The organism is Pseudomonas sp. LRP2-20 (genome assembly GCF_024349685.1).
In the GTDB taxonomy this organism is placed as follows: domain Bacteria; phylum Pseudomonadota; class Gammaproteobacteria; order Pseudomonadales; family Pseudomonadaceae; genus Aquipseudomonas.
Window position 1 is genome coordinate 2,498,077 of sequence record NZ_AP025944.1, and the last position, 19,605, is coordinate 2,517,681.

A 19,605-nucleotide genomic window follows, 5' to 3' on the forward strand; every position below is an offset into this window, starting at 1 on the left:
CCCAGATGCGAAATTGGCCCGCGAGCGCTGGCAGCGCAATTCGCAGTCACTGATCGATGCCGGCGCATTCAACCCGCAGGAAGGGGAAAAGCTCGTCTGGATTACGGCATTCGCTGTTCAGCCTCACGCGTGCGGCTTCTGCCTGTGACCGGCTCGCGTAACTGGATTTGAGCCGCAATTTCTCTTGGTTGTCGTAGATGTCGAAGCCACCTGAAACGGTAGCGGCATAGAAACGGGATCCCGATTGAAAGGATTCTTTTTCGATTGGCACAGCGGGAACGATAACAAATCTTGATTGCATGATTCGTGCCTCCCCAGGCAGATACCTTAGTATTAGCCTGAGGAGTGGAAGTCATCAATATGACTCATCGGGACGATTCAATGACGTGTCGTGTCACGCGTGTCCCGGGGTAGGTCAGCCAGCCTGCGCCGCCAGGCTGTTACTCACATTACGCCCCAGCACCAGCACCGTGACAAAACCACAACCCACCAGGGCCGTGGCCAGGCTCAACAGCACCGAGCTGCCCAGCTGATCGACGATGCGCCCGCCAAAGAACGAGCCCAGCGCGATGATCACCTGGAACATGGCCACGAACAGTGGCATACCGCGTTCGACATCCTTGGGCGCCACCACGAACATCCAGATGCTGGAGCAGGCCGGGAACGCGCCAAAGGCGAAGCCCCACAGCGCGATCAGCATGGCCGCGCCGGTCAGGCCGGTGGCGAAGTAGGGGAACAGTGCGGTGCTGACGCCGATCATCACCGCCACCAGCATCAGCGTGTGGCGCACGCTCTGGTTGGCGGCGTAGCCGGCGAACAGGTTGCCGATCACCCCGGCCACGCCGTAAAGCAGCAGCAGCGAGCCAATGGTCTGCCCGTCGAAGCCGGAGCTCTGCTTGAAGAACGGCGCGACATAGGTGTACGCGGCAAAGTGCGCCAGGCCGATCAGCAGCACGGCGATCAGGCCGACCCGGGCTTGCGGGTTGATGAACAGCGCCGGCAGGTCACGGATGTGAATGGCCTTGTCCGGGTTGAGCCGCGGCAGCAGGAACAGCTGCGCCAGCAGTACCGGCACGCCGAGCAGTGCGGTGACCAGGAAGGTCATGCGCCAGCCCATCAGGCCGCTCAGCCAGGTACCCACGGGCACGCCCAGCACGGTCGCCAGGGTCACACCGGCCATGATGATCGAGGTGGCCCGGGCCACGCTCACGCCCTTGGGCGCCAGGCGGCCGCTGAGGGCGATGGCGGTCGCCCAGAAGCCACCGATGCTGATGCCCAGCAGCACGCGGCCGAACAGCAGCAGGCTGAAGTCGCTGGCGTAGGCCACCACCGAGTTGGCGATGATCATGATCAGCGTCAGGCCGATCAGCAGGTAGCGCCGGTCCATGGCGCCGATGCCCACCGACAGCAGCGGCGCGGCGAGGGCCGCCATGATGCCGGGCAGGGTCACCATCAGCCCGGCATGGCCGGCGCTGATGCCCAGGTCGCTGGCGACATCGTTGAGTACGCCCACCGGCAGAAACTCGCTGGTGACCAGGGCGAAGGCGCCCACCGCGACCGAGAGGATCGCCAGCCACTGCTGCTTGACGCTTTGTTGATCATGTTCGGGAAGGCCGTGGGAGGCCTGACTGACGCTTGGCATGTTCCTGATTCCAAGGTGAGGTCGCCTGTTGCAGGCGAGGGGGAGGGAAAATTGAAGGCGATTATAAGAGCCGGCTGTCGCACGTCGACAGGCGAGCCGCTCGATAGTATTCATCAACGGGATCGATGGGACGCGCCGGGTAGAGCGCCTGCTGAAGGCTGCGCGCGTTTGTATCACAGCGTATCCAGAGGAGATGCGGATACCCTGTGATTCGATTCGCCCGGGATCGTGACACAAGCCAGGTACGTTCCGGGCTTTAAATGGGCTCCATCGAAGCGAAGCAGTAACGCCTCGGTTCAAACCGAACCCATTGAAGCCCGGAGAGCATCACCATGAACCGCAAAGCCGTCTACGCCGCCTGCCTGTTTGCCGCCCTGAACGTCTGCACCCTGGCCGCCCGTGCCGAAGCCGCCGACAATGCCCGCGACTACACCTATGGCACCCAGCTGGACATCAAGAAAGTGGTGTCGACCAGCCAGGATGCAGCGCCGACCTGCGGGGTGGTGAACGCCCGCCTTACCTACCTCGACTCGCATGACCAGACCCAGGTGCTGAACTACCGCACCCTCGGTGACCACTGCATCGGTGAGAACTGATACGCAGCCACTGCCCCCGCCTGACCACAGAGGAGCATGGCCATGAACTGGTAAGACAGATTGCCTGAACGCTCGACCTCGGGGCTCACTGCTCGCCTGCAGTGGGCCCCGTCAGTTGTGTCGCGATGCGCACAGAGGGCCGATGGTCCGCCCCCCTCGGAGGCGCAATCACTCCAGCGCCTCGGCCACCCCCTGATCCTCACCCAGGAAGCCACCGCTCTGGTGCTGCCACAGCCGCGCATAGGTGCCGTTCTTCGCCAGCAGTTCGCTATGGGTACCTTGCTCGATGATGCGCCCCTCATCCATCACGATCAGCCGGTCCATGGCGGCGATGGTGGACAGCCGGTGGGCGATGGCGATCACCGTCTTGCCCTGCATCATCTCGTCGAGGCTCTCCTGGATGGCCACCTCGACTTCCGAGTCCAGGGCACTGGTGGCTTCGTCCAGCAGCAGGATCGGGGCGTTCTTGAGCATCACCCGGGCGATGGCTATGCGTTGCCGCTGGCCGCCTGAAAGCTTGATGCCGCGCTCGCCCACCAGGGTGTCGTAGCCGCTGTGGCCGTCGCGGTCGCTGAGCTGGCGGATGAAGCCATCGGCCTGGGCGTTGATGGCGGCACGCTGGATCTGCGCCTCGCTGGCCTCGGGGCGGCCGTAGGCGATGTTGTCGCGGATCGAGCGGTGCAGCAGCGAGGTGTCCTGGGTGACCATGCCGATGGCGCTGCGCAGGCTGTCCTGGGTGACGTGGGCGATGTTCTGCCCGTCGATGCGGATCTCGCCGCGGTCCACGTCATAGAAGCGCAGCAGCAGGTTGATCAGCGTCGACTTGCCGGCACCGGAGCGGCCCACCAGGCCGACCTTTTCGCCAGGGCGGATGCTCAGGCTCAGGCCATCGAGCACCTGGCGCTCGCCGTTGTAGTTGAAGCTGACGTTGTCGAAGGTCACCGCGCCGCCGCGGGTCTGCAGCACGCCGGCATCCGGCGCGTCCTGCACCTTGGGCCCGCGGGTGAGGGTGGCCATGCCGTCCTGCACGGTGCCGATGTTCTCGAACAGCGAGGTCATCTGCCACATGATCCAGTGCGACATGCCATTGATGCGCAGGGCCATGGCCGTGATCGCGGCCACCGCACCGGTACCGACCTGGCCCTGGTGCCACAACCACAGGGCGTAGCCGCCGGCGCCGAAAATCAGCCCGACCACCAGCGCCTGGTTGACGATCTCGAACTGGCTGACCAGGCGCATCTGGCGAAAGCCGGTCTGCTTGAAGTCTTCCATCGCCGCCCGGGCGAAATGCGCCTCGCGCCTGGAGTGCGAGAACAACTTCACGGTGGTGATATTGGTGTAGGCGTCGGAAACGCGGCCGGTCATCGACGAGCGCGCATGGGCCTGTTCCTGGCCGACCTTGCCCAGGCGTGGTACGAAATACAGCATGGCCAGGCCGAACAGCGCGAGCCAGGCAATGAACGGCAGCATCAGCTTGGCGGCAAAGCCACCGGCCAGGGCGATGATGGCGATGAAATACACACCGATGCCCGGCACGATCTCGATCACCGTGAACAGCACTTCACGCACGGCCAGCGCGGTCTGCATCACCTTGGTGGTGACCCGGCCGGAAAACTCGTCGGAAAAGAACGACAGGCTCTGGCGCAGCATCAGCCGGTGGAAGTCCCAGCGCAGGCGCAGCGGCAGGTTGATCGCCAGCACCTGGTGCTGCATCAGCGTGCGCAAGGCCACCAGCACGATGCTGGCGATCAGCAGCAGGCCGACGCCCCACAGCACGCGGCTTTCTTCTGCGCTCACGCCACCGCCGGCCTGCCAGTTGGAGAGCAGGTCCACCACCTGGCCGAGGAAGGAAAACAGCCAGGCTTCGTAGATCGACACGCCGGCACTGAACAGCGCCAGTGCCAGGATGTAGCCGCGGGCACCGCGGGTGCAGGCCCACAGAAAACGCAGCAGGCCGACCGGGGGTGGCGGTACCTCGTCGGGTGGGAAAGGGTCGAGCCAGCGTTCAAAGGTACGAAACATGAGGGGCTCCGGGGTTTACTCGGTAGCGACAACCATACAGGTTGTCGTGGGATTGCGTGAAGGCCACCAAGTGCCTGCCGGGAGATCTGCAGCGCCTGTGAGATCGAGCGCCACCCGCGCGGCGCATCGCGAGCTGCGCTCGCTCCTACGTTTGTTTCGGGCCAGTAACGCCTGTGACAGGCGCGCGCGACCGCCTTGTGGGTACGACGCGATATCGCGCCATGCACCAAGGCGTCCGCGCGCAAATCCCCCAAGAATAATTGGCCCGAAACAAACGTAGGAGCGAGCGCAGCTCGCGATGCGCCGCGCGGGCGGCGCTCGATCTCATGGACGCTGAACCTCTCAAGGCGAACACCCCGAAGCCCAATCGCCCCCGGCCCATGCCCCAGTTTTTTTACGCACTTTTTACGACTGAACAGTCTGCCTGCAGGGATACTGACCGCGCGATGCTCAGGGATGGCATGCATATCCAACCGCCAGTCCAGAGAAGCCCTTTCGTGAGCCAGTCCGCCGTCGCAGCAAACCCTCCCCAATCCAGCAAATCCTCCGCCGTCGGCATGCTCGTCGCCGCAGTCGGCGTGGTCTATGGCGATATCGGCACCAGCCCGTTGTACACCCTCAAGGAAGTGTTCGCCGGGCACTACGGCGTGCAGGCCAACAGCGCCGGTGTACTTGGCGTGCTGTCGTTGGTGTTCTGGTCACTGCTGTGGGTGGTGTCGCTCAAGTACGTGCTGTTCATCCTGCGTGCCGACAACCAGGGCGAGGGCGGCATCATGGCCTTGACGGCACTGGCGCACCGCGCGGCGGCACCCTACAAGCGGCTGGGCAGGGGGCTGGTGCTGCTCGGCCTGTTCGGCGCTGCACTGTTCTATGGCGACAGCATGATCACCCCGGCCATCTCGGTGTTGTCGGCCGTGGAAGGCTTGCAACTGGCCTTCGACGGCATCGAGCATTGGGTCGTGCCGCTGGCGGTGGTGGTGCTGGTGGCGCTGTTCCTCATCCAGAAGCACGGCACCGCACGCATCGGCATTCTGTTCGGGCCGATCATGGTGCTGTGGTTCGTGGTGCTCGGCGCGCTGGGCGTGCACGGCATCGTCCAGCGCCCGGAGGTGCTGCAGGCACTCAGCCCGGTGTGGGCGGTCAGGTTCTTCATCCTGCACCCAGGCATGGGCGTGGCGATTCTCGGCGCCGTGGTGCTGGCGCTGACCGGTGCCGAAGCGCTGTACGCCGACATGGGCCACTTCGGCCGCAAGCCCATTGCCCGTGCCTGGTTCCTGCTGGTGCTGCCGGGGCTGGTGCTGAACTACTTCGGCCAGGGGGCGTTGATCCTCGGTAACCCGGAGGCGGTGCGCAACCCGTTCTACCTGCTGGCGCCCGACTGGGCCCTGCTGCCGATGGTCGGGCTGGCCACGCTGGCCACCATCATCGCCTCCCAGGCGGTGATTTCCGGGGCGTTTTCCATGACCCGCCAGGCCATCCAGCTGGGCTATGTGCCGCGCATGTTCATCCAGCACACCTCCAGCGAGGAGCAGGGGCAGATCTACGTCGGCATGGTCAACTGGGCGCTGATGGTCGGCGTGGTGCTGCTGGTGGTCGGCTTCGAGTCGTCCGGGGCACTGGCGGCGGCCTATGGCGTGGCCGTGACCGGCACCATGCTGATCACCACGCTGCTGGCGTCGGCGGTGGTGCTGCTGCTGTGGAAGGCGCCGCGCTGGCTGGCGCTGCCGATGTTGCTGGCCTTGCTGCTGGTGGACAGCCTGTACTTTGCCGCCAACGCCCCGAAAATCATCCAGGGCGGCGCTTTCCCGGTCATCGCCGGGGTGGCGCTGTTCGTGCTGATGACCACCTGGAAGCGCGGGCGCAAGATCATCGTCGAACGGCTGGACGAGCATTCGCTGCCGCTGGAGCTGTTCATCGCCAGCTTGCAGGCGCAGCCGCCGCATCGCGTCAGCGGCACAGCGGTGTTCCTCTCCGCCCGCCCCGAGGCGGTGCCCCACGCCTTGCTGCACAACCTGCTGCACAACCAGGTGCTGCATGAGCAGGTGGTGCTGCTCACCGTGTTGTTCGAAGACGAGCCACGGGTCAGTGCCGGCAAGCGTTTCGAGGTCGAGGCCTTCGGCGACGGTTTCTACCGTGTGAGCCTGCACTTCGGCTTCATGGAAGAGCCCAACGTGCCGCTGGCCCTGAGCCGTTACCCCCATGCCGATCTCGAGTTCGGGCCGATGCGCACCACCTACTTCCTCAGCCGCGAGACGGTGATCGCCGGCAAGCAGAAGGGCATGGCCCGCTGGCGCGAGCACCTGTTCGCGTTCCTGCTGAAGAACGCCAACAGCAACCTCAAGTACTTCCAGTTGCCGCTGAACCGGGTGATCGAACTGGGCACCCAGGTGGAGATGTAACCGCCCCTTTCACAGCGCTTCACGGCGATAGGCATAGGTCTCGGCAAACCGCGACAGCATGTAGGCGCTGCATGACACCGGCGGGTACTTGGCCGGGTTGTCGCTGCCGGAGCAGTTGGGCAGGCAGCTGATCTCGGTGTCCGGGTGCGGTTCGGCGAAGAACGGCATCGAGTAGCGGTCCACCCCCAGCGGGCTGATCACCCGGTGCGGCGTGGAGGTGTACCGGTCGTTGCTCCAGCGCGCCATCATGTCGCCGATGTTGACCACGTAGGTGCCTTCGATCGGTGGCGCGTCGATCCATTGGCCGTCGCGGCTGCGTACTTGCAGGCCGCCGGCGTTGTCCTGATACAGCAGGGTGATGCAACCGTAGTCGGTGTGCGCGCCAGCACCTTGCTGGTCGGCGCTGCTGGCGGCCTGGCGGGGTGGGTAGTGGATCATGCGCAACACGCTGATCGGCTCGGCGAAACGCTGGTCGAAGAAGTCCGGCTCGATGCCCAGTGCCTCGGCCATGGCCCGCAGCAAGGTCAGGGACAGCGCGTGCATGTCCTGATAGTGCTGTTGCAGCAGCGCTTCCCAGCCGGCAATGGCCGGGTGGCGGTTCGGGCCGCGCAACGGTTTGCCGGCGAGCACGTCGGGGTGCTCGGCACTCATGTGGAAACCCATGTCGAAGGTCTCCTTCAGGTCGCTCGGCCGGTTCGGGTCGAGTTGCTCGGTGGCGATGGCGCCATAGCCGCGGTGGTGGGCGCTGCGGGTGATGTCGATACGCAGCTTTTCCTCGGCCGGGCGGGCGAAGAAGTCTTCGGCGGCGGCTTTCAGCTCAGCGATGCGCGCGGCCGGGATCGGGTGACCCTTGATGTAGTAGAAGCCCCATTGCCGGCAGGCGGCGTCGATCTGCCGGGCCACGGCCTGGCGGGCGGCGGGGTCGTGCTGGTACAGCGGGGCGATGTCGATGATGGGCAGTGTGTTCATCAGGGCTCCGGAAAGTGGGTTGCTGAGTTTCTCAAAGCTGGCGCGATCCCTGTGGGAGCCGCGCTTGCCGGCGATGGGCCGCGAAGCGGCCCCCACAACTTGTGCAATAACCGCGAAATCTTGGGGCCGCTTCGCGGCCCATCGCCGGCAAGCGCGGCTCCCACAGGGATCGCGCTCGCCGGGAGGCTGGAGTTAGAACTGTGGGCGCGGGGTTACTTGGGCAGCTGTGCAGTGATGCCCTTGACGTAGTAATTCATGCCCGCCAGTTCGGCATTGCTGGCCACGGCGCCTTCAGGGATTTTCACGGCACCGCTCTGGTCGAGGATCGGCCCGGTGAACGGGTGGAACGTGCCGTCCTTGATGCTGGCGATGATCTGCTCGGCGCCGCTTTTCACGTCGGCCGGTACCAGGTCGCTGATCGGCAGCTGGACGGTGCCGTCGGCCAGGCCACCCCAGTAGTCCTGGGGCTTCCAGTTACCGTCCATGACCGCCTGGGTGCTCTTGATGTAATGCGGCCCCCAGTTGTTGACGATGGACGTCAGCACCGCCTTGGGCCCGAAATGGGCCATGTCCGAGGCATAGCCCACGGCATAGATGCCGCGGCGTTCGGCGGTCTGGATCGGCGCCGGGCTGTCGGTGTGCTGGAACAGCACGTCGACGCCCTGGTCGATCAGCGCATTGGCGGCGTCCGCTTCCTTGCCCGGGTCGAACCAGGAGTTGACCCACACCACCTTGATCTCGGTGCCGGGGTTGTATTTGTCCAGCGCCAGCTGGATGGCGTTGATGTCACGCAGCACCTCCGGGATCGGGAAGGATGCGACGTAGCCGACTTTCTTGCTCTTGGTCATCTTCGCGGCGAGGTAGCCGCCGACGTAACGGCCTTCATAGGAGGTTGCCAGGTAGGTGCCGAGGTTCTTGTCCTGCTTGTAGCCGGTGGCGTGTTCGAAGGTGACCTTGGGGAACTGCTTGGCGACCTTGGCGGTAGGGTTCATGTAGCCGAACGAGGTGGCGAACACCAGGTCGTAACCGCCCTTGGCCATGTTGCGGATGACCCGCTCGGCGTCGGCGCCTTCCGGTACGTTCTCGACGAAGCTGGTCTGGACCTTGTCGCCGAACTGCTTGATCAGCGCCTGGCGGCCCTGCTCGTGCTGGTAGGTCCAGCCATGGTCGCCGATCGGGCCGATGTAGACGAAGCCGACTTTCAGCGGGTCGGCGGCGGCGGTGACGGCACAGAGCGCCGTGCCGAGGCCGATAGCGGCGGCCAGGGTACGCAACAGCCGGGTGCTTTTTTTCAGATGCATCGAGGGTTCACTCCTGTGGGTCTTGTGTCGTTTCTTTTTTATTGCCGGGGCGTCATCAGCGTCCCGCTTTCCAGGGCTGGCCCAGCGAAACCGGGGCGTACAGCCGGGTCTTGAAGGCGTTGCGCGAGAGCACCACCAGCACCACGATGGTCGCCACGTACGGCAGCATCGCCAGCAGGTTGGCCGGCACGCTCACGCCGATGCCCTGGGCCACCAGGTGCAGGATGCTGGCCAGGCCGAACAGGTAGGCGCCGAGCAGCACGCGCAGCACACGCCAGCTGGCGAACACCACCAGCGCCAGGGCGATCCAGCCGCGGCCGGCAGTCATGTTCTCTGCCCACATCGGGGTGTAGGCCAGCGACAGGTAGGCCCCGGCCAGGCCGGCCATGGCGCCGCCGAACAGCACCGCCAGCGTGCGCACACGCAGCACCGGCAGGCCCATGGCGCTGGCGGCGTCGGGGTTTTCGCCGACGGCCTGGAGGATCAGGCCGGTGCGGCTTTTCAGCAGCACCCAGGCGACCAGCAGGAACAGGGCGAAGGACAGGTAGACCAGCAGGTCCTGGTTGAACAGCATGTGGCCAATGATCGGCAGCTCGGCCAGCAGCGGAATTGGCAGCGCTTCAAAACCACTCAGCGGCTTGCCGACCCAGGCGCTGCCGACGAACGCCGACAGGCCGACGCCGAAAATGGTCAGGGCCAGGCCGGTCGCCACCTGGTTGGCCTGGCAGCCCAGGGCGACCACGGCGAACAGCGCGGCCAGCAGCATGCCGGCCAGGCAGGCCATCAGCACGCCGAGCCACAGGCTGCCGGTGGCGAAGGCGGTGATGAAACCCACCACCGCGCCGAACAGCATCATGCCTTCCTGGCCCAGGTTGAGCACGCCGCTCTTCTCGCACACCAGTTCGCCCAGGGCCACCAGCAGCAGCGGGGTACCGCAGCGCACCATGGCGTAGAGGATGTTGCCAAGCAGATCGAAATCCATTGTCGGAGCCTCAGCCTGCGCACCCATGGCGGCAGGCACATGTATGGGTCAGGGGAGGTCAGGCACTGGCCGCTTCGGCCACCGGCGTGCGCCGCCGCCAGTTCAGCGTGAGCCGCGGCCGGTAGAGGATCAGCACATCGCAGGCGAGCAGGTAGAACAGCATCATTCCCTGGAACAGCCCGGTCAGTGCCTGCGGCAGATTGAGGCTCATCTGCGCGTTCTCGCCGCCCAGGTAGAGCAGCGCCATGAGCAGGCCGGCAACCAGGATGCCAAGCGGGTTGAGCCGGCCGAGGAAGGCCACGGTGATCGCCGCATAGCCGTAGCCCGGCGACACCTGCGGCACCAGCTGGCCAATCGGCCCGCTGACTTCACTGACCCCGGCCAGGCCCGCCAGGCCGCCGCTGATCAGCAACGCCAGCCACACCAGGCGCTTTTCGCGAAAGCCGACGAAGCCGGCGGCGCGCTGATCGAGGCCGAGCACCTTGATCTGGAAACCCAGGAAGCTCTTGTGCAGCAGCACCCACACCGCCACCAGTGCCAGCAGCACGAAGTACAGCCCGACATGCAGGCGGCCATCCTCGAACAAGGCTGGCAGGCGGCTGGCATCGCCGAACATCGCCGATTGCGGGAAGCTGAAGCCCTCAGGGTCCTTGAGCGGGCCGTGCACGCAGTACAGCAGCAGGTTCAGGGCGATGTAGTTGAGCATGATGGTGGTGAGGATTTCGTTGGCATTGAAGTGCGTGCGCAGCCATGCCGCCAGTGCGCCCCACAGGGCGCCGGCAAGGCTGCCGGCCAGCAGCACCCAGAGCAGTGCCCAGCGGCTTTGCCAATCGATGAGGTGGATCGCCAGGGCGCTGCCGGCCAGTGCCCCGATCAGCAGCTGGCCTTCGGCGCCGATGTTCCAGATGCGCGCCTGGTAGGCTACCGCCAGGCCCAGGGCGCAAAGCAGAATCGGCAGCGCCTTGAGCAGCAGTTCGCTGACGCCGTAGAAGTCGCTGATCGGTTCGATCAGCAAGGTGTGCAAGGTCAGCAGCGGGTCATGCCCCTGGGCGCTGAACAGGATTGCGCCGCTGACCAGGGTCAGCAGGCCGGCAAGCAGCGGTGACAGCACCAGCATGGCGCGTGACTGCTGGGTACGGGGTTCGAGGGATAGCAACATGGCAGGCTCTCGTCAGATGGCGGCTTGCGCGGTGTCGAACTGGCCGGCCATCCAGCTGCCGACCTCCACGCTGTGGGTGTCGGCGGTGGCCTTGAGCGGTGACAGGCGCCCGCTGCACAGGGCGCCGATGCGGTCACTGATCTGCAACAGCTCATCGAGGTCTTCGGAAATCACCAGGATCGCCGCGCCGGCATCGCGCAGGGCAATCAGTGCGCGGTGTATCGCCGCCGCAGCCCCGACATCGACGCCCCAGGTCGGGTGGGCGGCAATCAGCAGCTTGGGGTTCTGCAGGATTTCCCGGCCGAGGATGAACTTCTGCAGGTTGCCGCCTGACAGGCTGCGCGCCGTGGTCTGCGCGCCCGGGGTCTTGACCGCGAAGCGCTGGATGATCTGCTCGGCCAGCGCCAGTACCTTGCCCGAGCGGATCAGGCCGCGCTCGACCAGGCCTTGCTGGAAGGCGCTGAGCAGGGCGTTGTCGGCCAGGCTCAGGTCCGGCACGGCGCCGTGGCCCAGGCGCTCTGCCGGGACGAACGCCAGGCCCAGGGCGCGACGGGCATCCGGATGCAGGTTGGCCATGGGCTGGTTGTCGAGGCTGATGCGCTCGCGCTCGCTGGCGTGCAGGCGTGTCTCGCCACTGAGCAGCGCCAGCAGCTCGTCCTGGCCATTGCCGGCAACCCCGGCGATGCCGACGATTTCGCCGCTGCGCACCTCCAGGCGCAGGTGCTCGAAGGAGGTGCCGAACGGGTCCTGGTTGCGCCAGCTCAGGTCGTCCACGCACAGCCGCGGCAGGCCACCTACGCGCTTCGGGTAGCGGGCTTCGAGCCCTTCGGCATCGCCGACCATCAGCCGCGCCAACTGCAGGTCGCTGCATTCGGCCGGTACGCAGGTGCCGGCAACCCGGCCCGCGCGCAGCACGGTGGCGCTGTGGCAAAGCGCGCGCACTTCGTTGAGTTTGTGGCTGATGAACAAGATGCTGCAGCCTTCATCAGCCAGCGTGCGCAGGGTGACGAACAGTTGCTCGACTTCCTGGGGCGTCAGCACCGAGGTCGGTTCATCGAGGATCAGCAGTTTGATGTCCTGCATCAGGCAGCGCACGATCTCCACGCGCTGGCGCTCGCCAATCGACAGGCTGTGCACCAGGCGTTCCGGCTCCAGCGCCATGCCATAGCGCTGCGACACTTCGCGAATGCGCGGCGCCAGCTGCTGCGCTGAGCCCGCCTCGCGGCCCAGCGCCAGGGCGATGTTCTGCGCCACGGTCAGGGTCTCGAACAGGGAAAAGTGCTGGAACACCATGCCAATCCCCAAGCCGCGGGCCTGGGCCGGATCCGCCACCTGCACCTGGCGGCCTTGCCACAACAGCTGGCCGGAATCCGGCCGGGTGACGCCGTAGATGATCTTCATCAGGGTGCTCTTGCCCGCACCGTTCTCGCCGAGCAGGGCATGGATCTCACCGGGTGCGATGCGCAGGTCGACGCGGTCGTTGGCCAGCGTGCCCGGGTATCGCTTGGTGATGGCGCGCAGCTCGAGACGCAGGTGCGTAGGGGAATCGGACATGGGGCTGCTCGACAGTGATGATCGTGAGCAGCTTGCAAAGCAAAAACATGGCCAAGTGGTCAAATTCCCGTTTCGCGGCCGTTGCAGGCGGGGTCGTGGCTGATCAGCGCAGCGCGGCTGGCGGGTGCTGGGGCAAGCAGGGTGTGTGGTTTTGGGGCGCAGGGGGCGCCAAAGTGGGGCGAAATTCAATCATGAGCCGTCTTGATGCTTTTACATATTGCGACTAATACTAAATAGCTGCCAAGAAGAGGGATGGTCATGCAGACGCGCTTTGTTGTGGTTCCCGCTCTACCCCCGGAAAAAGACTACCTGCCCAGGCGCGCAGGCTTCCCCAACGCATTGGGCAAGGGCTACGACCTCTATGACACGCTCGACAAACTCAGGTTGACGCTGAATTTCGCAACCCGTGCAGAGGCAGACTATGCCTGTGCCTGTCGCAATGGTGTGCTGTGCACGAGTGAAGAAAACGCTCGCGGTGGGCATTTAGGCTGGTACAACGCGCAATCCTGATGCACCGGGGCGATGCCTTGCCCCGGTGCCAAGCCAGCTATCAACGATCCGTGTCTTTATGCTGGGTGCCGCCCTGGGAGGATTGCCCGCCCATGCGCCCGGTATCGGCAGGGGTTTGCTTGCCACCCGCCTGGCCGCCCTGGTGCCCGGTATCCCGGGATTTCTCCCAGTCCTTGTTCATCTTGTCTTCAGGTTTTTGCCCGGACTGCTGACCGCCTTTCTGGGTGTCGGCCATGCCGCCCTGGCTGCCCTTGCCGCCAGCATCACCTGGATTGGCCTGGTGGCTGCCGCCTTGGTTTCTATCGTTGTCTTGATTGTTAGCCATGATCGCTTACCTCAAGTCAGACACAGGAAGTTCAGTGTTTACGTGTGACTGGCGAAGGTTGCGGCGCGCTGCAAAATCTTTCCGCTATTCGGACGAGGTGCTTTAACCAACCCCGGCCCAACCATTAGCGGGTGAAAGCCTGTTGCAGGTCGAAGGAGAGCCGCGTTCACCAGACAGAACGCCAAGGTGCATTTGCGCCGTCTACTGCCAACTGCCCTGAGCTTCTATCATCAAACCCTCGCAGCCCCACAGCAGGGTTGCTTCAGGGCAATCAACCATCAGGAGTTTCCATGGCAGAACGAGCAATCCGTGCCTCATTCGCAGGCGTGGCCTACCAGGTGAACATCACCAATGGCCAGCACCAGTGGGCCAGTGACGTCGCTGAACAGGCGGGTGGCGGCGATGTCGGGCCGTCGCCCCATGAGCTGTTGCTCTCGTCCCTGGGCGCGTGTACCTCCATCACCGTTGCGATGTACGCGCAGCGCAAGGAAATGCCGCTGGACGCCATCGACGTGGACATCACCATCGAACAGGAGCAACTGGGGCGTGAACCCAGGCTGCAGATCGCGCGCGAAATACGCCTGCGCGGGGCGCTGAGTGATGAGCAGCGCGCGCGGTTGCTGGAGATCGCCAACGCCTGCCCCATTCACAAGGTGTTGAGCGGCGAGATCATCATCGCCAGCAAACTGGTGGAATGACCCTCGCCGCTGCAGTCACGCGTCCCTAGAGGCAGGCGTATACCACCAGTTCCACCAGCATTTCTTCCCGGGCCAGCCCGGCCACCACGATCGCCGCACGGTTAGGGTAGGGCGCCTGGAAGTAGTCGGCGTACAGGCTGTTGACGGCAGCCAGGTAGCTGCGGTCGGTCACGTAGATCAGCACCTGGGTTACGGCATCCAGCGAACTGCCGGCTGCCTCCAGGGTGTGGCACAGGTTGTCCAGGGTCTGGCGGGTCTGCGCTTCGATGCCGCCGGTGACCACCTGCCCCTGGGCATCGATGGGGATCTGCGCGGTGTAGAGGGTGCCGTTGCCGACCACAGCCCACTCCAGGGGGGCCCTGGAGGCGTAAAGGTCAGTCTTGATTGCATGTTTCATGGCATGGGTTCCTGAGTGCAGGCGAGGGTCAGTCGGCATCGCTGCCGCCGCCTGCGCCATGGCGGCGGGAGGCTTCGGTGCTTTCGACGAGAATCTGTTCGGACAACTGCTTGAGCCGCTGCCAGGTGCCTGCGTCGACCGTGAAGCCCTGGTTCGCCGTGCGCGGTGTGGCGCGCGCGACCGGGAGGGCGTAGGCAGGCCGGGTGAACAGCACCGTGACGCCTTGCTCGAATGAAGCGGCGGTGCCGGGCTGGGCTTCACTGTGCAGCGCAGGGCGTTGCTCGCCTGCGGTAAAGTCGGCCAGGTGGCGCTGGCGGGCATCCTCCCAGCGGGCCTGCACGTGCAGCCCGCGTTCAGCGGCCTTGCTCAGGTAGCCCAGCAGCAACAGGCGGTTATGGCAGTGATGGATGCGCAGCAGTGCCTGGCCGCGGTGCAGCGCCTTTTCCAGTGCCAGTTCCACTGCCGTCGCGGCGCAGCGCAGCACACTCTGGCCGTGGGCGTCGATCACCAGCGAGGTGCTGTCGTCGTCGGTCAGGGTGAATGGCTGGGTGGCTTCACCTTGCAGAAAGTCCAGCGCCTGTGCCAGCGCGCCGATGCCGTCCAGCCCTTGCAGGTGCAGCCAGCCCACCAGTTCGGCCGCGTCCTCGCAGTCGCCCGGGGCAAAGCCCATGCCTTCGAACGCCTTGCGGCACATCACCTGGATTTCGTTGAGTGATACACGCATGGTCACAAGGCTCCCTGCGGCATGACCGCGAAGTTCCAGTCGTCTTCGAACGGCTGGCCGATGTCGCTCACCAGGGGGGCGCCCTGGAACAAGGTGATGCGCACCCAGCGGCTCGACTTGGGGTCGAACTTGCCCGCGCCGAAGAATGCCAGTTTGCAGCGCAGCAGGTGGATCGGCAGCATGTCACGGTCCAGCAGGTTGGCGCGGATTTCCCCGTAGGTGCTGTGGGCCATGCCTTGCAGGCGGCGCACCGTGCCTTTGAGCGCAGGCGCGGCAATCAGCAGGTGCGCGGTCAGTGCCTGAGGGTGTGCCTGCAGGTGCTCGAGCACGGCGCGGTGGCAGCGCTGGATATTGCGGGCGATGCCCAGTTGCATTTCCTTTTCTGCGCCTGGTTCCTCGGCGCGCATGCCCAGGCGTGGCTCCTCTTTCTCGGCCGAGCGATACCAGAAGAAGTGCTCGGCCTCCACGTTGTCGAAGTCGTAGGCCAGGGCCCAGCCATACTGCTGTTCGATGAGTTCGCGCAGCTGCCTGAGCGGCATCTGCGCGTTCAGCGGCCAACCCTCACTGGCCCCCATCTGCTCGGCCAGCGGCGTGGTGAATTCGGGGTACAGCTCCAGCAGCAGGCTCACCAGCAGTTCCTGGCAGCCCGGCCCGGCATGGGCTTCGCTCCAGCCCAGCAGCCGGGGCCAGAGGTCAGCGCCAGCGGGCTGGCCAGCGAGCCAGTCGTTCAGCGCAGCGAGTTCGGCCAGGGTTTGCCGATTCTGTTCGTGCTGGCGCAGGTCTTCGGTCTGGGTCTGGCTGAGGTGCAGGCTGGCCCGCGCCAGCAGTGCGTGCAGGCGTAACAGCCGGGCGGGCTCGGCCGGGTGCGCCAAGGCCTGGCCCAGCGCGGTTTCGCGCATGTGGATCCAGCGTTCCACCAGCTGCGGGTGGTTGATCAGGAATGGCGCCATGCCTAGCCCGGTCGCGTTGCCGACCCCCAGGTAACGTTGCAGCGCCGGGGCCAGCGGCACGGCCCGCTGTGGGGCGAGGGCGCGGGCCATGTGTTCGATCTGCTCGATGCTGAAGTGGCGAAGCAGGTAGACCGTGAACATCTGCGCGCTGAACGGCTGGTTGAAGTCCGGGTTGTCCTGCAGGCAACCGAAGTCGGCGATGCCGAACTTGCCGTTGCCGTACACCGCAGTGGTGCGGTAGAGGTAACCGACCTCGGCCAGTTGGTGCGGATCTGGCTGTTGCCCTTCGGCCAGCGCCGCGAGGAAGCGGTCGAAGTTGCGCAGGCTGCGGTTGGCCCGGGACAGTACCAGTACACGGGCATCGAAGCGCCCAGCCTCCTGCAGCGGCACGTTGCGTTGCAGGTCGGCCAGTTGCGCCGCGTCGACGTCGCCGGCGACCAGCACAAAGGTGACGTCCCACTGGTCGGCGATCACCCGGTCGCTGCGTTTTTCTGGCGGCAGGTAGGCCGAGAACAACACGCAGTGGTAATGGCCATTGGGCGTGTCGATGCTGTAGATGGCCGTGCCAAAGCCTTGCGCATCAAGGTCGAAGCGGTTGCGCTGGATCTGCCAGCGCTGGTTCATCATCCGCCGCATGCTGCTGCGTACGAAGCTCAGCGGGCTCTGGAAGTGGCTGCCCAGCCGGGCCAGGTCCATGACCTGGCTGGCAGGGCGCAGCGCCAGTGTTGCAGGTAGGCTGTTGGACATTGTTGTCGTACCTGGATGGATCATGTTCAGACGCCTTGTTCGCGGGCCATGTGCCGGGCAATGCGCACCGCATCCCACAGCGCCGGCAGGATCACCAGCGACACCGGCACCGCAGTGATGACAATGAAGGACTGCAGGGCCGTCACGCCACCCGCGCCGATGGTGATCAGCACCACCGCCGCCAGGCCCATGCCGATGGCCCAGAATCCACACAGCCATTTCTTCGGTTTATCGTTGCTGGACATCGCCAGCGCCACGGTGAAAGCCATGGCATCGCCATTGGTCGCCACCGAAATGAAGCTCAGGAACAGGAACAATCCACTGATCAGTCCGCCCAGCGGCAGGTTCTGCGTCACCCCCAGCAGCAGGTCCTCGGGCTGGGTGCCATGGGCGGTGACGACGCCTGGCGTCTGCAGCTCCAGGCCGATGCCGGTGCCGCCGACCACGGTGAACCAGAACATGGTCACCAGCGGTGCGATGATCGACAGCGTCATGATGATCTCGCGAATGGTGCGGCCCCGCGAGATCCGCGCGACGTACAGCGCCACCATGGGGGCGTAGCCGATGAACCAGCCCCAGTAGAACACCGTCCACCAGTCCAGCCACTTGGGGTCGGCACGGAACATCGTCATCGGGATGAAATGCTCGATGTGCAAGGCGAAGGCTGCGGGGAAACCGCCGAGGATGAACAGGGTGGGGCCGCACACCACCATGAACAGCGCCAGGCCGATCATCAGCCAGACATTGATCTCGCTGACGAAGCGGATGCCCTTGAGCCCCACCAGGCAGGACACGGTGTACATCGCCGTGACCAGCACGATGGTCAGTGACTGGGTGACGATGTCGTTGGGCAGGCCCCACACCGCATGCAAGGCGCTGCTGATCTGCAGGCCGAGAAAGCCGATCGGGCCGATGGTGCCGGCAACCACGGCGATGATCGACGTGGCGTCGGCCAAGGTGCCGATCGGGCCCTTCAGCGCACGCTCGCCAAACAGCGGGTAGAGCAGGGTGCGCGGTGCCAGCGGCAGGCCCTTGTCGTAGTGCAGGTGCATCAGCACGATGGCCAGCAGGCTGCCCAGCACGGCCCAGGCCAGAAAGCCCCAGTGCACGAAGGCTTGCGCCAGGGCCGCGGTGGCCGCTGCCTCGCTGTGCGGTTGCAGGCCGGCGAACAACGGCGGCGGGCTGGCAAAGTGCATCAGCGGTTCGGCCGCGGCCCAAAAGGCTCCGCCACCGGCCAGCAAGGCGCACATGATCACCGCGATCCAATTGAAGGTGCTGATGTCCGGGCGCTGGGTCACGCCGCCCAGGCGCACGCGCCCGCAGCGGGAGAAACCAATGGCCAGGCTGACCGCGAAGGTCGCCAGCATCAGCACCTGCCAGTACAGGCCAAAGGCCTTGGTCGACCAGGCGAACAGGGTGTTGACCAGCGCCGAGACGGTGTCGATGTCGATCAGCGCGGCCAGCAGGAAGGCGCCGAGGAAGCCGCCGCTGATCAGGAACAGCGGCCAGTCGATGTCCCGCGTCAGCGGCAGGCCCATGGCCTGGCCTTCTGCCTGCAGGGTGGTTGGGTTTTTCATGAAGCCTCCGGAACCTGCGATTGTTGTTATTGTTGATGCTGTCCGTGCAAGGGGCTCAGGCCTGCGCCGTGGTGGCGGTCTCCAGCAGGCGCAACCAGTTCAGCCCCATGATCCTGGCCACGTCGTCCTCGGCAAAGCCGCGGGCGCGCAGGCCGTGGGCGATGTTGCAAAAGTCGCGGCTGTCGCGGAACCACTGCAACGGTGCCGGCCAGTTGGCGTTGTCCTTGGAGCCTTCGCCGTAGTCCTTGTCCTTGCTCCAGCGGCCATTGCGCATCCATTCGAGCACCGCCAGCGGTTGTGCCTGGCACAGGTCGGTGCCGATGCCGATATGCTCCACGCCCATCAAGTCGGCGGTGCGCGCCACCATGTCGCAGAAGCTTTCCAGGCTGCAGTCCGACGCGCCCTTGAGGTGGAACGGGTAGGTGCTGAAGCCCAGCAGCCCACCGGTCTCGGCGATGCCACGCAGCACGGCATCGGACTTGTTGCGCTTGGCGGCGTGGAAGCTCGCCGGGTTGGCGTGGGAGATGATCACCGGCCGGCTCGACAGCTCGATGGCTTCCAGCGTGCTGCGTTCGGCGCTGTGGGACATGTCGATGAGCATGCCGACCCGGTTCATTTCGGCGATCACCTGGCGGCCGAAGCGGCTGATGCCGTTGTCCTCGCGCTCGTAGCAGCCGCTGGCCAGCAAACTCTGGTTGTTGTAGGTGAGCTGCATGACGAACACCCCGAGCTGGCGGAACACCTCTACCAGGGCAATGTCGTCCTCGATCGGCGAGCAGTTCTGGAAGCCGAAGAAGATCCCCACCCGCCCTTCGACGTGGGCCAGGCGAATATCGGCTGCCGAGCGCACCGGGCGGATCAGCTCGGGCCAGGTTTCGAAGCGGCGGTTCCACTCACCCAGGCGCGACAAGGTCTCGCGGGCGTTCTCGTGGTAGGCGATGGTGGCGTGCACCGCGCTCAGGCCACCGGCCTGCATCTGCTGGAATATTTCCGGGCTCCAGTTGGAGTACTGCAGGCCGTCGATCATCAAGAGGTCGTGCATGGCGCGTATTC

General features: G+C 65.2%; 18 protein-coding genes. 4 read left to right on the forward strand and 14 right to left on the reverse strand.

All coding sequences use genetic code 11. The annotated features are described in order from the left end of the window. Positions 1-46 precede the first annotated feature (46 nt). Together OCX61_RS11005 and OCX61_RS11010 are read right to left on the reverse strand one after the other, a co-directional pair. Positions 47-301, reverse strand: a complete 255-nt coding sequence (locus OCX61_RS11005; RefSeq protein WP_261943805.1) for a hypothetical protein — start codon at positions 299-301, stop codon at positions 47-49. A 114-nt stretch (positions 302-415) separates the two neighbouring features. Then, positions 416-1,642, reverse strand: a complete 1,227-nt coding sequence (locus tag OCX61_RS11010; protein WP_261943806.1) for an MFS transporter — start codon at positions 1,640-1,642, stop codon at positions 416-418. Positions 1,643-1,974: 332 nt separating this feature from the next. Here OCX61_RS11010 and OCX61_RS11015 point away from each other — a divergent pair, with 332 nt between their 5' ends. After that, positions 1,975-2,238 (forward strand): DUF2790 domain-containing protein, encoded by a 264-nt coding sequence (locus OCX61_RS11015; protein WP_261943808.1) that lies wholly within the window; start codon positions 1,975-1,977, stop codon positions 2,236-2,238. A 168-nt stretch (positions 2,239-2,406) separates the two neighbouring features. On the opposite strand, the gene OCX61_RS11020 is transcribed toward OCX61_RS11015, so the two are convergent. After that, a complete protein-coding gene (locus OCX61_RS11020; protein WP_261943809.1) occupies positions 2,407-4,260 on the reverse strand; it encodes an ABC transporter ATP-binding protein in 1,854 nt (617 codons plus the stop codon). 557 nt (positions 4,261-4,817) lie between these two features. Here OCX61_RS11020 and OCX61_RS11025 point away from each other — a divergent pair. Next, entirely contained in the window at positions 4,818-6,659 is a 1,842-nt protein-coding gene (locus OCX61_RS11025; RefSeq protein ID WP_261944300.1) for a potassium transporter Kup, read from the forward strand. Between the two features lie 9 nt (positions 6,660-6,668). On the opposite strand, the gene OCX61_RS11030 is transcribed toward OCX61_RS11025, so the two are convergent. The 5 genes from OCX61_RS11030 to OCX61_RS11050 all read right to left on the reverse strand — a co-directional run bounded on the left by OCX61_RS11030 (position 6,669) and on the right by OCX61_RS11050 (position 12,624). Next, complete coding sequence (locus tag OCX61_RS11030) at positions 6,669-7,628, reverse strand: isopenicillin N synthase family dioxygenase (RefSeq protein WP_261943811.1); 960 nt, start codon at positions 7,626-7,628, stop codon at positions 6,669-6,671. Positions 7,629-7,840: 212 nt separating this feature from the next. Next, positions 7,841-8,929, reverse strand: coding sequence for a BMP family ABC transporter substrate-binding protein (locus tag OCX61_RS11035; RefSeq protein WP_261943812.1), 1,089 nt, complete (start codon positions 8,927-8,929; stop codon positions 7,841-7,843). A 55-nt stretch (positions 8,930-8,984) separates the two neighbouring features. After that, on the reverse strand, positions 8,985-9,911 hold the full coding sequence (locus OCX61_RS11040) for an ABC transporter permease (protein WP_261943814.1): 927 nt from the start codon (positions 9,909-9,911) through the stop codon (positions 8,985-8,987). A gap of 58 nt (positions 9,912-9,969) precedes the next feature. Then, complete coding sequence (locus OCX61_RS11045) at positions 9,970-11,070, reverse strand: ABC transporter permease (RefSeq protein WP_261943815.1); 1,101 nt, start codon at positions 11,068-11,070, stop codon at positions 9,970-9,972. A 12-nt stretch (positions 11,071-11,082) separates the two neighbouring features. Then, positions 11,083-12,624, reverse strand: coding sequence for an ABC transporter ATP-binding protein (locus OCX61_RS11050; protein WP_261943817.1), 1,542 nt, complete (start codon positions 12,622-12,624; stop codon positions 11,083-11,085). 252 nt (positions 12,625-12,876) lie between these two features. Here OCX61_RS11050 and OCX61_RS11055 point away from each other — a divergent pair, with 252 nt between their 5' ends. Beyond that, positions 12,877-13,134 carry a hypothetical protein gene (locus tag OCX61_RS11055; RefSeq protein ID WP_261943818.1) on the forward strand — a complete coding sequence of 86 codons (258 nt, stop codon included), beginning with the start codon at positions 12,877-12,879 and terminating at the stop codon, positions 13,132-13,134. A gap of 40 nt (positions 13,135-13,174) precedes the next feature. On the opposite strand, the gene OCX61_RS11060 is transcribed toward OCX61_RS11055, so the two are convergent. After that, on the reverse strand, positions 13,175-13,459 hold the full coding sequence (locus OCX61_RS11060; protein WP_261943820.1) for a hypothetical protein: 285 nt from the start codon (positions 13,457-13,459) through the stop codon (positions 13,175-13,177). A 290-nt stretch (positions 13,460-13,749) separates the two neighbouring features. On the opposite strand from OCX61_RS11060, the gene OCX61_RS11065 reads away from it, so the two are divergent. Then, complete coding sequence (locus tag OCX61_RS11065) at positions 13,750-14,157, forward strand: OsmC family protein (RefSeq protein WP_261943821.1); 408 nt, start codon at positions 13,750-13,752, stop codon at positions 14,155-14,157. 25 nt (positions 14,158-14,182) lie between these two features. On the opposite strand, the gene OCX61_RS11070 is transcribed toward OCX61_RS11065, so the two are convergent. From OCX61_RS11070 to OCX61_RS11090, 5 genes are read right to left on the reverse strand one after another with little or no spacing between them, the layout of a single operon-like run. Continuing rightward, the gene (locus OCX61_RS11070) at positions 14,183-14,554 is read right to left on the reverse strand and encodes a RidA family protein (RefSeq protein ID WP_261943822.1); all 372 of its coding nucleotides are present in this window, start codon (positions 14,552-14,554) and stop codon (positions 14,183-14,185) included. A 28-nt stretch (positions 14,555-14,582) separates the two neighbouring features. Continuing rightward, positions 14,583-15,278 (reverse strand): DUF3726 domain-containing protein, encoded by a 696-nt coding sequence (locus OCX61_RS11075; RefSeq protein ID WP_261943823.1) that lies wholly within the window; start codon positions 15,276-15,278, stop codon positions 14,583-14,585. Between the two features lie 2 nt (positions 15,279-15,280). Further along, entirely contained in the window at positions 15,281-16,975 is a 1,695-nt protein-coding gene (locus OCX61_RS11080) for a hypothetical protein (RefSeq protein WP_261943824.1), read from the reverse strand. Positions 16,976-17,001: 26 nt separating this feature from the next. Next, positions 17,002-18,552, reverse strand: coding sequence for a BCCT family transporter (locus tag OCX61_RS11085; RefSeq protein WP_261943825.1), 1,551 nt, complete (start codon positions 18,550-18,552; stop codon positions 17,002-17,004). A gap of 55 nt (positions 18,553-18,607) precedes the next feature. Further along, a complete protein-coding gene (locus OCX61_RS11090; protein ID WP_261943826.1) occupies positions 18,608-19,594 on the reverse strand; it encodes a dipeptidase in 987 nt (328 codons plus the stop codon). Between the last annotated feature and the right edge of the window lie 11 nt (positions 19,595-19,605).